This is a genomic window from Crassaminicella profunda (genome assembly GCF_019884785.1).
Classification (GTDB): Bacteria; Bacillota; Clostridia; order Peptostreptococcales; family Thermotaleaceae; genus Crassaminicella; species Crassaminicella profunda.
Map to the genome: position 1 here is coordinate 1706809 of NZ_CP082326.1, position 13751 is coordinate 1720559.

12 protein-coding genes and 1 pseudogene are annotated in these 13751 nt (G+C 31.6%); 9 read left to right on the forward strand and 4 right to left on the reverse strand.

What is annotated here, in order from left to right:
- The first annotated feature begins 39 nt into the window (after window positions 1–39).
- Together K7H06_RS07995 and K7H06_RS08000 are read left to right on the forward strand one after the other, a co-directional pair.
- The gene (locus K7H06_RS07995; protein WP_223039351.1) at window positions 40–399 is read left to right on the forward strand and encodes a hypothetical protein; all 360 of its coding nucleotides are present in this window, start codon (window positions 40–42) and stop codon (window positions 397–399) included.
- A 294-nt stretch (window positions 400–693) separates the two neighbouring features.
- Window positions 694–1449, forward strand: coding sequence for a hypothetical protein (locus tag K7H06_RS08000; RefSeq protein WP_223039352.1), 756 nt, complete (start codon window positions 694–696; stop codon window positions 1447–1449).
- A gap of 27 nt (window positions 1450–1476) precedes the next feature.
- On the opposite strand, the gene K7H06_RS21520 is transcribed toward K7H06_RS08000, so the two are convergent.
- On the reverse strand, window positions 1477–1629 hold the full coding sequence (locus K7H06_RS21520) for a helix-turn-helix domain-containing protein (RefSeq protein WP_425514942.1): 153 nt from the start codon (window positions 1627–1629) through the stop codon (window positions 1477–1479).
- A gap of 288 nt (window positions 1630–1917) precedes the next feature.
- On the opposite strand from K7H06_RS21520, the gene K7H06_RS08010 reads away from it, so the two are divergent.
- Complete coding sequence (locus K7H06_RS08010) at window positions 1918–3864, forward strand: ATP-dependent DNA helicase (protein ID WP_223039354.1); 1947 nt, start codon at window positions 1918–1920, stop codon at window positions 3862–3864.
- Between the two features lie 85 nt (window positions 3865–3949).
- Here the strand turns inward: K7H06_RS08010 and K7H06_RS08015 are convergent, their stop codons facing one another.
- The 3 genes and pseudogenes from K7H06_RS08015 to K7H06_RS08025 form a co-directional block, all read right to left on the reverse strand.
- Entirely contained in the window at window positions 3950–4186 is a 237-nt protein-coding gene (locus K7H06_RS08015) for a helix-turn-helix domain-containing protein (RefSeq protein ID WP_223039355.1), read from the reverse strand.
- 39 nt (window positions 4187–4225) lie between these two features.
- Window positions 4226–4309: pseudogene (locus K7H06_RS21525) on the reverse strand (helix-turn-helix domain-containing protein); the annotation flags it as partial.
- A 158-nt stretch (window positions 4310–4467) separates the two neighbouring features.
- Window positions 4468–6069 carry a recombinase family protein gene (locus tag K7H06_RS08025; protein ID WP_223039356.1) on the reverse strand — a complete coding sequence of 534 codons (1602 nt, stop codon included), beginning with the start codon at window positions 6067–6069 and terminating at the stop codon, window positions 4468–4470.
- Between the two features lie 112 nt (window positions 6070–6181).
- Between K7H06_RS08025 and K7H06_RS08030 the strand changes: the two genes are divergently transcribed.
- The 6 genes from K7H06_RS08030 (at window position 6182) to K7H06_RS08055 (ending at window position 13741) form a co-directional block, all read left to right on the forward strand.
- Window positions 6182–6361 carry a hypothetical protein gene (locus tag K7H06_RS08030; protein ID WP_223039357.1) on the forward strand — a complete coding sequence of 60 codons (180 nt, stop codon included), beginning with the start codon at window positions 6182–6184 and terminating at the stop codon, window positions 6359–6361.
- Window positions 6362–6567: 206 nt separating this feature from the next.
- On the forward strand, window positions 6568–7512 hold the full coding sequence (locus tag K7H06_RS08035; protein ID WP_223039358.1) for a hypothetical protein: 945 nt from the start codon (window positions 6568–6570) through the stop codon (window positions 7510–7512).
- A 62-nt stretch (window positions 7513–7574) separates the two neighbouring features.
- Entirely contained in the window at window positions 7575–9434 is a 1860-nt protein-coding gene (locus tag K7H06_RS08040; RefSeq protein WP_223039359.1) for a dynamin family protein, read from the forward strand.
- Entirely contained in the window at window positions 9431–10909 is a 1479-nt protein-coding gene (locus K7H06_RS08045) for a dynamin family protein (RefSeq protein ID WP_223039360.1), read from the forward strand. Before K7H06_RS08040 ends, K7H06_RS08045 begins: the two co-directional genes overlap by 4 nt.
- A gap of 119 nt (window positions 10910–11028) precedes the next feature.
- Window positions 11029–11595 carry a nucleotide exchange factor GrpE gene (grpE, locus tag K7H06_RS08050; protein WP_223039361.1) on the forward strand — a complete coding sequence of 189 codons (567 nt, stop codon included), beginning with the start codon at window positions 11029–11031 and terminating at the stop codon, window positions 11593–11595.
- Window positions 11596–11599: 4 nt separating this feature from the next.
- The gene (locus tag K7H06_RS08055) at window positions 11600–13741 is read left to right on the forward strand and encodes an Hsp70 family protein (protein ID WP_223039362.1); all 2142 of its coding nucleotides are present in this window, start codon (window positions 11600–11602) and stop codon (window positions 13739–13741) included.
- Window positions 13742–13751: the final 10 nt, after the last annotated feature.

The following is a 13751-nucleotide window of genomic DNA, read 5'->3' on the forward strand; positions in this document are numbered from 1 at the left end:
GCTACTGATTGACTAAAAGAAACAATAGGAGGAGTACTGATGCCTTGTATACACAGATTTGGGATAATAGATTGCTTAGAAGAATATACTGAAGATGAATTTGATCCTGAAAAATATAATTGTACTTGTTTAGATCATGATTTTCTAGGTGAAATATACCACGCAGGGTTTAAGGATAAGATAGAAAAGCTTGAAACATTTTTTCATAATACCAATAAACCTTCTAAAGACCTTGCATATTATGGAATAACTTTGATACCACCAAAATCTCTTAAATATTTTTTAAATATTATTGTTGAGGAGAATGTAAAGTATAAATCAAAAGAGCTTGAAATGTTAATTGAAAAAATATCTACTGCAATGAAGGCAAATAAATGGATGATTCATTATGGAATTTAACAGATTTTGTGCCAAATTCTTATATTATTATATAACTAGCAAATAAGTTTTTGATAAGCCTTGCATGTATTTGTGGGGGTTTTTTGTTGAGCATCTCTTATTCAAAGGAGGAAAAGAGAGCTTTTTTATGTAAAAAAATAAATATAAGTATAGCTTTTGGTAAATTTCAAGGAGGGAGAAAAGTATTAATTTTTTACATTCTTTTTCATATTTTATAGTACTATCATATATCTGCACATATTACAATCAGATACATATATTAGTTTTAGTATAGAAATAATGGGAGGATATAATATGTGGTATGGTAGGTATATAGAGAATATTATAAAAATGTTTTTGCCTCCTACAGCACAAATCATTGTATTGGAGAATCCTTATAAAAGACCAGCGGTAGCGAGGATAGATTTAGATGGAGATGGTATATTTGAATTAGTTGGAGGCTATTATTGGCAAGGTGAAAATTATATTATTGTACTAAAATATGATTGCAATACTTGGCAGGTTGCCGATCGTGTTAAAGGAAAGGGATATGATATAACTTATTTTGGAGTTGCTCCAATTAAGCGTGCAAGTATAAATAATTTGGTAGTGGGGTGGAAGGTTGCTTCAATATGGTCAAACCTTAGTGTTTATGAATGGAAAGATAAAGCGTTAAAAGATTTAATCGATAAAGATAGGTATTATAGTATGATAGAAGTAAAAGATATGGAAAGTACGCTAAGGAGACAAGATGGAAAATATGAATTATCCCTATGGATTCATGATACAGGAGATGCTTATAAGGTCAAGATTTATAGGTGGTCAGATTATGATAATAATTTTATATTGGCATTAGATGTATATCCGTATTATTTTAAGAAAGTAGTGAACTATTATAAAAATCTCTTGAAAGAAAAGGATTCAACTACTTATTGGTATTATTTATCAGATGCACAAATGAAAACAGGTATGATTGAAGAAGCATTAAGATCTATTGATAGGGCTTTAAGTTATCCATACCCATATAAAGAGGAACTTATACAATTAAGAAAAGAGATAGAAGGCAATTAATGATTTTTAGTGTTGGATGAAAAATACTCATTGATGATCACACAAGTAGTCCTTATCAATAATTTTTACTAATTTTAATAAAGTTTTTCTTGATGGTTGTGTTATTCCTAATTCATAATTATTAATAGCATTTCTAGTCAATCCAATCTTTTTAGCAAACGCTTCTTGTGATAATCCCAATAGGTGAGAAAAATAGGCTAAGGAAACTACTTACCCTATTTTTTTATGAAATGAAATATGATTCGACAAAAGCTAACAAAGAGGATATACTGAAAAAGCTGAAAAAGTGAAGTGGAATAGGGGCTAGTATCGCAAGAGTAGCCATATTAAATAAGCTCCAAAATAAATATAATTTTACCCTAAACAAAGGAATTTAAAAAATATAAAAACAATGGGATGGTTATTCTAATAAATGATGCACTACAGTTTTAGATAAAATCTACAAAGTAAAGCAGGAGGAAATAAAGCATGTCTTCAAGACCAAAAAAACTATTTCATTACCATAAAAAAGAAGAATTTTCAGTTGAATTGGCCGAATGGATTGGCCAGGTTTTTTACGATATTCTTCCAGAACACGGATATGAAGTCCGTGAGGAACAAATATTTACTGCCTTTCAACTTGCAGATGCAGTTTGCAATAAAAAAGTTCACTTAGCTGAAGCTGGACTCGGTACAGGAAAAACATTCGCCTACTTACTCACAGCAATCGGCTATGCTCGCTTCAGTGGGAAACCTGTAGTGATTGCATGTGCCTCCACAGCACTCCAAGAACAGTTGGCAGGACTTAATGGAGATATTCAGATCCTTTCTCATATACTTGGACTAGAGATAGATGCACGAATGGCCAAGGATCCACGTCAGTATATCTGCGATGTGCGAGTAAATGAATATAAGAAATCAAATACAATGTCTGATGAGATTAATCAATGGTTAGGGAAAACTAATCGCGGTGAACGTTCAGAAATGCCACTTGTATCGGATCGTGTGTGGAAGCAGATTGGGTGGGATGAGTCTATGTCCTGTGATCTGTGTTCTAGCCGTGGGTTTTGTAAACTTGTTAAGGCCAGGGAATATTATCGACATACCAGGGACTTAATTATTGCTGATCATGAAATTTTTTTTGATGACCTATGGACACGAGATGAACGAATTGCTGATGGTAAATTGCCTATCCTCCCTAGTTATTCGGCAGTCATTTTTGATGAGGGGCATAAAGTTATACTTCCAGCAGCCATGCGGGCAGGACGACAAATTATTAAGGAGGATATAGATAACATTATCAGCACCCTAGAAGGAATCCAGGGAGCTAGGGAATCCTTAATTTCAATTGTACTTTCTTTGGAAGAAGCTTGTTCTGATTTTTTTATAAAACTTAGTCATTGTGTGATTGCAGATAAGCGTTCAGATCGATTAGCACTTCGCGTAGAGGGTACACTACTTAAAGCAGCGGATACTTTTCGTAAGGCTTTAGATCGTCTGCTCCTTGAGATACAAATCGAACAAGAACTATACCTAGAATCTCTACCTACAAGTTTGCTACAAACATACGAAACTCAAATAGAAAGGGCAATGATGGCATTAGACAGCTTCGGTAGAAATAAAAGTAGGGATGTTATCACTTGGGTAGATCAACTGGATGGTAGCTTTTGGGTAGTTCCACGGAATTTAAGTAAAATGCTAGATATACATTTGTTTCAGAAGGGATTACCTGTGGTGTTTACTTCTGCAACCTTAAGCAATGAAGGTGATTTTAGTTACTTTACACGTACTCTTGGGTTAAAAAAACCATCCTGCTCTACGGTTGGAAGTTCCTTTGATATTGAAAAACAAGTTGTTGTCTATTTGCCCGAGTGCGGGTCAAATGATTGTGAAGATGTTAGGTTTTCCCTTGGCATTAAAAAATTAGTATCTTTATTAAAGCTGAATGGGGGGCGAGCTCTAGTACTTACCAACTCCCTAGATGAAGTTCGGAAAATTAGAATGGCCTTAGAGGACTATCAGCTACCCTTTGAGGTTTTATGGGAGGATAGAGGAGAGCGGGGATACCTTGTTCGGAAATTTCGAGAGGAAGTGTCATCTGTACTGATTGGTGCTAGTTTTTGGGAGGGAATTGATGTGCCTGGCGAGGCATTATCCCTTCTTATAGTTTGGCAGCTTCCTTTTCCGTCTCTAGATCCTTTAATTGAAGTACAACGTAAAGAGGCAAAGGAAGAAGGATTTGATCCAATGATGACAGTAGATTATCCTGAAATGGGGCTCATATTAAAACAAGGATGTGGTAGGTTAATTAGGACAAAGGATGACCGAGGGTCAATCGTTATCATGGAGTCTGTAATAGGAGCCCCCTGGGAAAAAGTTGTTATGGGTGCTCTACCCCCTGGAGCCAGAATAAGAAAAATAGAAGACCTACTGTGATATGTTATTTTATTCGTTGGATTTAATGGGATAGTGTTACGTAAATCTTAATTACATATGTTAGAGATGAAAAAGCATATTGATTTTAAACTTCAATATGCTTTTTTATCTTTTCATAGCTTTTTCGATCGATCGTATAGATTCCCTTTTCCCAACTGTTAACAGCACTAGAACTAACACTTAAAATTTTGGCAGCTTGTCTCAAACTTAAGTGATGATTTTCTCTCCATTGCTTGATGGTACTTGGATAATCTGATAAAATGAATTGAAGATATTGATCATCACACAAATAGTTTTTATCAATCATTTTTGTTAGTTTCAATAAAGCTTCTCTTGATGGCTGTGTTATTCCTAATTCATAATTGTTAATAGCATTTCTTGTTAGTCCAATCTTTTTTGCAAATTTTTCTTGTGATAATCCTAATAATAGTCTTTCATTTTGAATTTTTTCTCCTAATGTTAAAGCTTTCTGATCCTAGTATAATTCTTTATAGAAGTTAAAGCTAAAGTTCTTACTTAACTTTAACATTGCAATTTGGTGGGGGGGCCTGATGCACATGCTACCAAAGTGTAATATTTTAGGGCTTTGTGGAAAAATGGGTTTTATTTTTGGGGAGATCCCCATAAAAAAATTTTCACATGACCATTCATTCCATCCCATGTAATCTTACGAGCTAGACAGCTAATGAGAGTTCTTTTATCATCAATATGTTTTAAAGTATCAAATAAGGCATTAAAATTTTCTAACGAATGAATGATTAAATCAATGTTTATATTTTTTTCATCCGAGACTTTTTCTATATTTTTTTTATGCTCAAGTTTTTTTTCTAACTGCTTACATTCTTTATCTAATTTTTCAATTTCTCTAATCAAATAGCTTGCAGCCATACTGTTTTCATTTTCAGATAGTTGTTTAATTAAATTTTGAATAGCAGACTTCTTTGTATTGATTTGATTGTTTATAGATATTATTTCATGAGAATGTGTATTAAATTGCTCATTTTTCTTTTTAATTTCTTTTAATTCCTTTAGTAGTGTACCTTTGTTGAAAGCTTTTAATTTTTTGATAACAATCTTTTCTAATTCATCTCCACGGACATTTTTATTATCACATCTTGTTTTTCCAGAGTTATTTTTTAAACTGCATGTATAATAATAGGTCCGAAGATTCGTCCCTTTTATTTTATTGCCATAGGTTACACGCATGCCGCTTCCACATTTTCCACATTTCAATATTCCCGTAAGAAGTGCTGTGTGAGATGTTCCTATGCGAGGAGCTTTTTCTTTATTTACTTTAAGTATTTCTTGTACGAAAAGCCAATGATTAGGATGAATTATTCCTTTATGTTTTCCTATAGCTGCTATCCATTGAGAGAAATCTTGCTTTTTTCCTTTTTGATTTTTATTATAAGTAAGAATGCCATATTCTCCATTTGGTTTACCAGCTGTAGTGACGCCCAAATCTTGAAGATAATCAAAAATTTTATTATTTGCCTTTACATATACAGGATTTGTTAAAATATTATGAATGCTTTTTTTACTTAAGTTTCCTCCATTTTTACCTTTTATATGATTTGACAATAGATATTTACTTACTTGTGATAAAGATTTGGTTTCAAGGTATTTATTAAAAATTAATTTTACAGTTTGTAGCTCTTCTTGTACAGAAGATAATTGATACATGTTTCTTTGTTTAAACTCTTCATCTAAATAAGTAATTTTCTTACTCGTATATCCTAATGGCGCTTGTCCCCCAAGCCAATGTCCAGATTTTGAGAGTTCTAACATATTATCTCGTATTCTTTCAGCAATAGTTTCACGCTCAAGCTGAGCAAATACTGCTGCAATATTCATCATAGCGCGACCCATAGGAGTAGAAGTGTCAAACTGTTCCCGAATACTAATAAAGTCAATATTATATTCCTGAAGTTCTTCAATCAAACGAGCAAAATCTGCAATATTTCTGCTAATACGGTCAAGTCTATAACATATAAGCATATTAAATTTTTTTGTTCTTGCATCCTTAAGCATTTTTTGAAACATAGGTCTATTGGTAGTACCTCCAGAAAAGCCTTCATCTTCATATATAATATATGATGTAATACCATGGATTTTGGCATATTCTTTACACATCTGCACTTGATTTTCAACAGAATCACCTTTACCAGTAAATTTACTTTTTCTACTGTAGATTGCAGCTTTCATAGGGTTACTCCTTTCTAGCATGTTGGGTTGATCATATAAAAATTGTATAGATTTCATAGAATAAATGAATTTATTCAACTTGTCATATATATATTAATGAGGAGGTTCTTATATGAGTAAGATTTTTGGAGTAACCGTTTATGAACCTACTCAAGAAAAGACCCATGAATATAATACACGTGCAGCAAAAGCTTTGGCTAAAATACTATTTAAGAACCTATCAGCTAAAAATTTTGAAAGACTAATCAATGCACTTGAAAAAAACAATAAAGATGAAGTATTAAAAGACTAGTCCATCATTAAAACATGGAATGTCTTATTCATAGAAAGCATTAGGAGCCACTCTATTTTAGGGTGGTTTTAAGTTTTTTGTAGATAGGGATTATAGTAATAAAAATTCTACAGAATGAATTTTGTTAAATAGTATTCATATGTTATTAAAATTCTTATTTTTTAATATATATAAATGAACTATTTTGTTAGGGAAAGGAGTACTCCATGACCAACTTTAATATTCAAAAACCAGATCCAGTTATAGGAACACCTGAAGAGGATAGTGAATTCTTTCCAGGTCAGCAAAGCTTTCAAGATACGTGTGCAATTCGTTGTCAACAGTTTATCATAGAACAGTTTACAGGGGGAGACATACCAGAAGAATCTCTTGTTATTGAAGCACAAGAGAAGGGGTGGTATACGCCAGGAGAAGGAACAAGTCTTAGAGATGTAGGTAATTTATTAGAAGCACATGGTATTACAGTAAATAGATATGATAATGCCAATATATTTCATTTGGCAAATGAATTAATTCAAGGGCATAAAGTCATAATAGGAGTTGATTCTGGAGAATTGTGGAATGGAGGTTCATTACAAGAATATGCAGAAGATTTTTTCGGGATTGACGGAGCAGATCATGCCATAACAGTATTAGGAATAGATACTTCTAATCAAGATAATATAAAAGTTATAATAGGAGATCCTGGTACAGGAGAGGCATCAGCAAAATATCCATTAGAGCAATTTATGGATGCGTGGAAAGATAGTGGATTTTATATGGTAGCTACTCAAAATCCTGTACCACACTGGCTACCTGAGACGCAAAATTTTAATTATGATCTAGGTTGTATAGATCAAATGGAAAGTTATACATTTGATGAAATAAATTATTTAGCACAACATCCTGAAGAATGGGAAGAACATTTTTCATCATTAGAAAATTATTATCAAAATATAAATGAAGAAGAAAGTATGAATGCCTTTGTAGATGATTTAAATGAAGATAATGACTGTGACATTTATTTTGATGATATAGATGAAGATATTGAATTAGATGATGAGGAATATTTAGATAATGATAACGATGATGATTATGATGAAGCTAATGTAGATAATTCAATGGAATTAAACAGGGAGATAGATATAGTTGTAGATTTGAATGATTCATGAAGGTATATGAAGATTAATATTAAGTTATACATATATCTAAAAAGGAAATGGGGGGGAGTTATATGAATGAAATAAGAAAAACGACAGATAGAACAGTATTCTTACTTAATGAAGTGTCACGCTATTTAGAAGGGTTGAATCTTTCTAGTAAAAGTAAACGTTTAAAAGAAATGGGGGATAGATTAAAAAAAGGACATACAGTGGCAGTAGTTTGTGGAGAGTTCAAAAGAGGTAAGTCTAGTTTTATTAATGCATTAATTGAGGAGCCTAAGCTATGTCCAGTAGATATAGATATTACAACAAGCCTAGTTACACAAATAAAACATAGTAAAAAAGAAAATGCAAGAGTATATTTTACTAAACAATCAAGAAAAAAAACAATAGAAATTGAATTAGCTGAAATACAAGAATTTGTCACAGAACAAAGAAACAAAGGAAATCAAAAGGAGGTAGAGCTTGTAGATGTAAGCATTAAAAATGATTTTTTAGATAAATATTCTTTAGTATTAGTAGATACTCCTGGGGTAGGGAGCTTAAATGAAAAGCATTCAGAGGTAACATATGCATATTTAGCATTTGCAGATGTACTGCTATTTGTAAGTGATGTAACAGCACCCCTTACTACTAGTGAATTGGATTTTATTAAAAGAGCAAAAAAATTTTGTTCAAATATTTTCTTTATATTATCAAAAACCGATATATCTCCTGATTGGGAAGTTATAGAGCAGGAGAATAGAAAAAAGTTAAAAGAAATATTTAAAGAAAGGGAGATAAGAATATTTCCAGTTTCAAGTAGTAATAAATTAGATTATTTAGAATCAAAAGATGAAGATAGCTTAGAAGATAGTAATTTTACAGAATTAGAACAAGAACTGGGAAGAGAATTAAGAGGAAGCATTATAAGAAATATGCTATCAGTACCATTGGAAGAAGGACAAAATGAGGTAACGACAATGATGAATAAATTGACTATAGAATATAATTCTTGCTGTGGAGAGAATAAACAAAAAATTGAAGATATAAAAAATGAATTATTAAAATCACAAGAGAAACTAAAAGGTTTTCAAAAAACAAATGCAAAATGGAGAACTATTTTGAATGATATTAAAAGTGATATTAATTATGAAGTGAGTGTTGTTATGAAAGATGAATACAATATTTTACAGAAAAATTTAATGGAGATGTTAAAGAATAAAGAATTTCGTAATAATGAAGAAGAGATAAATAATTTTGTAAAAAATGCAGTAATCGATATTACTAAGGAGACAAATGATGTAATAAATAATTCTATGGGTGAGATTCAGAATAAATTAGTGCTTGAAGGTGGATTAGATATAGACATTCCTTTATTTTCTTTAGAAAGTATAAATACTAAAATTATAAATCAGGGAAATTGGAAAGATAATCGTACTGGATTTAAAAAAGCAAAGGAGTTTGGTAGAGCCATAGGTATTGGGGGTATGGTGGTAGGTGGACTTGCTACTGTTGCTACCCTTGCATCTGGAGGAACATTATTTCCAGCAGTAGCATCTTTAATAGGAGCTTCTACATTAAATACGGCATATGTTGCAGCTGGTGCAGCTATTGGTTATGTAGATTATAAAGATAATCTTACAAACAAAGAACAAGCAAATGCAATAAAATTTTGCAAACAGTATTTACAAGAGCTACAAAGAGAAATGACTCAGAATCTGAGAAAACAATTAGAAGGTTCATTTAGATATGTTAGAGATCATGTTGAAGAAAAAATAAAAGAAAATATAGACTTAACTAAAAAAACTATCAATGAAATAAACTACAACTTAAAACTAGAAGCATCAGAAGCTGAAAAGCAATCGAAGAATCTAAAAATGAAGATAGAAAAAATAAAAAATTTATCAGAAGAGATAAATAAAACAATTACAGAGGTGCAATCTATATGAGTTCATTATATATACGAGCAAGTAGATTTTTAGAAGAAATAGAACATATGGTTTCATCATACAATGAATTTAAACCTTTGCAACAAGAGTCAATAGAATTAAAAGAGCGTTTAAATAAACCATTGCGTGTTGCTGTAGTAGGATTAATAAAGGCAGGTAAATCAACATTAATGAATGCATTAATGGGAGAAAAACTGCTATTTACTGGGAAGACAGAAACAACCTATAAAGTAACATGGTTCAAATATGGTGAAAGATCTAAATTGATAGTTTATTTGTATGACGGTACAAAAATAGATACAAAGATAGATGATTTGGAGTTTTGGACAGTTAGAAGTAAAAAAAGTGAAAATCCAAAGTTAGATGAAGTAAAATATATAGAATTTTATTATCCAAGTAAATTGCTAAAAGAAATGGAGTTAATTGATACGCCAGGGCTTGCTTCTACTCACCAAATTGATGCACAAAATACCATGGAGTTTTTGGGATTAGATGTAGATGAAGCGAATGAAGTAACAGCAGAGGAAGCATCGAAGGCGGATGCAATTATTTATGCATTTACGAAAGGAATGCACGAAAAAGATGAGAATATTCTTAAGGCATTTCAAGGATCACTATTTAGTAATGCATCACCTATAAATGCTATTGGTGCACTAACAAAAGTGGATATTTATTGGTCAGGGGGATATGAGAACCCCTTAGAAGCTGGTAAAAAAGTAGCTAGTAATCTGATATCAAGGATGAGCGTGAAAAAAATATTATATACAATTATGCCTATAGCTGGAATAATCGGTGAAAATGGAACAGGACTAGGTACTAGAGAAGAACAGATTATAACAAAACTGAGCAAAATGGATTCTCAAAAATTTGAAAAACTCATAAAAAATGCAACACGATTCACAAAAAAAGAAAGAGAAGATATTCCTGTAACACCAGATGATAGACGCCACGTATGGGATTTATTAGACCAATATGGAGTACATATAGCTGTAAAGGCATTGAGAGAAGGAAAAAGCTTTGAAGAAGTAAGGGAATATTTAATTGAAAGAAGTGGAGTTTTACATATAACAAATATGATCATGCAGCATTTTGGAAGTAGAGCATGTTTAATCAAAATTCAATATATATTATCAAGAATTAAGAAGATATGTCATGAAATATCAAATGATTATAAACTAAAAAATAGTACCTCATTAAGTATACTAGAATCAATCCTAGGAGAATGTGAAAAAATTGAAACTGAGGAGCATGTTTTTTCTGAACTTAAAATTTTACAATATTACTATAATGGAGAGATATCCCTTGACGAAGATGAAGTAGAAGAATTATTACAGATAACGGGCGAATATGGAATGAATTGTGAAGCACGTTTAGGTATAACAGGGACAAAAAAAATAATAGAAATTGCTCAAATTGCTAAAGAAAAGGCACTAAAATGGAATGCTAAAGCAAATAGTAGTTGGTTTTACGCATAAAAGAACTATGAGGAGGTATGTAAAATTTTAGCACGATCTTGTGAGATTATGTATTATCATTTAAGTTTTTTATCGGGAGATATAAAATAAAAGCTGATTGGGAAAGTGAGTTGAAAACAATGTTCTTTCAAAAATTTAGTGATGGTCATATATATGAAAGTTTAAAAAAAATATTTCATTATTTAGGAGAAATGAAAGAGCAAAACCAAAATAATTTTGATACAATTCAGAAAAAAATTGGCAGAGTTAATCAAGATGAATCCTTAAAATCAGTAATTTTGGAAGTGAAAAATGAATTAGGAAATAGTAAGTGCGAATTACAAAAAATCATAAGATTACAAAAAGAAAATAATCAAGAAAATGTAACAAAATTAGCATCTGATATTATAGGATTAAGGGATCAAATTCTAATATTTTTATCAGAAGCAGATGAAAGAGAAAAAAGGATTGTCTCTAGCTTTTATAAAGAACTAGGAAGAATACTAGAACGAAATGGTATTAAGTCTTTAGAAAATACAGGAGAATTTAATGAGGCATATCAAACAATAGTAGGTATCAGATCAACAAAAGTAAAGGCATTAGACAATACTGTTGCAGAAATATTTAGACCTGGATATAAATTAAAGGATGGATATATTCGTTCTCAAGAAATAATTCTTTACCAATATAAAGAGGAAGGAGTGTAAATGTATGTCATGGTTAGGTATAGATTTAGGCACTAGTTTTTCAAGTGCTGCAATTATAGAAAATGGTAAGCCAGTAGCCCTAAAGGTAGCAACCTCTAGAGGCTTTAGAGGGGATAGCTTTTCTATTCCTTCTTCCGTATTTATTAATGATAATGGAGAAATACTTTTAGGGCAGGCAGCAGATAATAATAGATTAAAAGCACCAGATCGATTTAAAGATGAGTTTAAAAGAGATTTAGGACAAAAAATACCCTATGAACTTAGAGGATATAAATGCTTACCGGAGGGTTTATATAAAGAATTTTTTAAATATTTCAAAATAAAAGCTGAAGAAAGAATTGGAAAAACAATAAACAAGGTAGTCGTTACATATCCAGCTAAATATGCTAAATATAAAAAGGATTTAATAGAAGAAGCAGCTAAAAAGGCAGGCTTTGGAACTATTAAGCTTTTAGATGAACCAACTGCAGCAGCTATATATTATTCAACAAAAGAAAATATAAAATATGGTGAAAAAATACTAGTCTATGATTTAGGTGGAGGCACCTTTGATGTAGCACTTATTCAAAAAGAAAAGGGAAATACGTATAAGCAATTAACAGAATCATTAGGTTTAGGTCGTTGCGGAGGAATAGATTTTGATAGAAAAATATTTAAAGATATGAAAAATACTTTTATCAATTCATTACAGACAACTCTAAGTAAAGGTGATATAAATAGTGATAGGCTAGTAACAAACATGTTTCAAGAAAGTATAAAAGTAAAGCATCAGTTAAGTACAGACAAGGAAGCATTTACATCAATAAAAATAGAGCATGATTTTGAAGAGTATGCATTAAAAAGAGAAAATTTTGAAGAAATGATACAAGCAGATATAGAGAATACATGTAAATATATTAGAGATATAGTGAAAAATGCAGGATTAGAAATGAAGGATATAGATAAAGTTTTATTAGTAGGAGGTAGTACTAGGATTCCTTATGTAAAAGAGATGGTTGAAAAAACTATAGGAAAGAAAACCAATAAAGATTTTGATCCAGAGTTGGCCATATGTTTTGGGGCAGCAGTTTTAGAGAATAATGAGGAGGAAGATTTACATAATAATGTAGAAAAATCAGATATGGAAATGAAAAAGGATAACATACAACTAGTGAAAGATACAGAGAAATATAGAGAGCATACCTTTGAAGATGCTAACAGGAAAGATAAAAAAAATGATAGATATACAACTACAATTGAACTAGAAGCAATATTGAAGATGGATATGCCAGTTTGGTCAATTGCATTTCATCCAAAAGGAAGATTTATGGCTATGGGGAAGGGAAAAGGTCTACTTTTTAGGAAGAAGGGAGAAGTAGAGTTATGGGATGCTGTAAGAAAAGAATCTTTAGGAGTTGTAGTTAAACATGAAAATCATGTAAATTCAGTAGCATTTAGTCCTAATGGAAGAATTTTAGTATCAGGAAGTAGAGATAAAACTATAAAGTTGTGGGGCGTTGAAAGTAAAGTGGTAACAGGTATAAGAGGAAATAAAGATAAGATAGGACCAGTGGCATTTAGTCCAGATGGAAGAATATTAGCATTTGGAAGTTATGATGGTACTTTAAAGTTGTGGGATGTTGAAAGAAATGTAGAATCAAAAAATCTGGTAGGGCATACTGAGAGGATAAGTTCAGTAGTGTTTAGCCCAGATGGAAGCATATTAGCATCTGGAAGTCTTGATGAAACCATAAAATTATGGGATGTCAAAAGAGGTGTAGTGTTAAAAAATTTAATAGGACATAATGCTTGGCCATTTTCAGTAGCGTTTAGTCCGGATGGAAGCATATTAGCATCTGGAGGTTTTGATAACCTAATAAAATTGTGGGATATTGCAAGAGGAGTAGAGTTAAAAAATCTAGTAGGACATAATGACAAGGTAAGATCAGTAGTATTTAGTCCAAATGGAAAAATATTAGCATCTGGAAGTTATGATGGTACCTTAAAGCTGTGGGATGTTGAAAGAGGAGTAGTGTTAAATAAGTTAACAGGGCATGGGGTTGATGAAGTGATTTATGCAGTAGCGTTTAGTCCAGATGGAAAAAAACTTGTCACAAGTGGAACTAGCCAAACTGTATCAATATGGAATATAGAATACGTCATATAAAAGTGGCCTT

What these genes read in the sequence shown, in the direction of transcription:
- K7H06_RS08025 (WP_223039356.1), bottom strand. Translation starts at nt 6,069, where the DNA reads ATGAAAGCTGCAATCTACAGTAGAAAAAGTAAATTTACTGGTAAAGGT.
- K7H06_RS08040 (WP_223039359.1), top strand. Translation starts at nt 7,575, where the DNA reads ATGAATGAAATAAGAAAAACGACAGATAGAACAGTATTCTTACTTAAT.
- K7H06_RS08035 (WP_223039358.1), top strand. Translation starts at nt 6,568, where the DNA reads ATGACCAACTTTAATATTCAAAAACCAGATCCAGTTATAGGAACACCT.
- K7H06_RS08055 (WP_223039362.1), top strand. Translation starts at nt 11,600, where the DNA reads ATGTCATGGTTAGGTATAGATTTAGGCACTAGTTTTTCAAGTGCTGCA.
- K7H06_RS08010 (WP_223039354.1), top strand. Translation starts at nt 1,918, where the DNA reads ATGTCTTCAAGACCAAAAAAACTATTTCATTACCATAAAAAAGAAGAA.
- grpE (WP_223039361.1), top strand. Translation starts at nt 11,029, where the DNA reads ATGTTCTTTCAAAAATTTAGTGATGGTCATATATATGAAAGTTTAAAA.
- K7H06_RS07995 (WP_223039351.1), top strand. Translation starts at nt 40, where the DNA reads ATGCCTTGTATACACAGATTTGGGATAATAGATTGCTTAGAAGAATAT.
- K7H06_RS08000 (WP_223039352.1), top strand. Translation starts at nt 694, where the DNA reads ATGTGGTATGGTAGGTATATAGAGAATATTATAAAAATGTTTTTGCCT.
- K7H06_RS08030 (WP_223039357.1), top strand. Translation starts at nt 6,182, where the DNA reads ATGAGTAAGATTTTTGGAGTAACCGTTTATGAACCTACTCAAGAAAAG.
- K7H06_RS08045 (WP_223039360.1), top strand. Translation starts at nt 9,431, where the DNA reads ATGAGTTCATTATATATACGAGCAAGTAGATTTTTAGAAGAAATAGAA.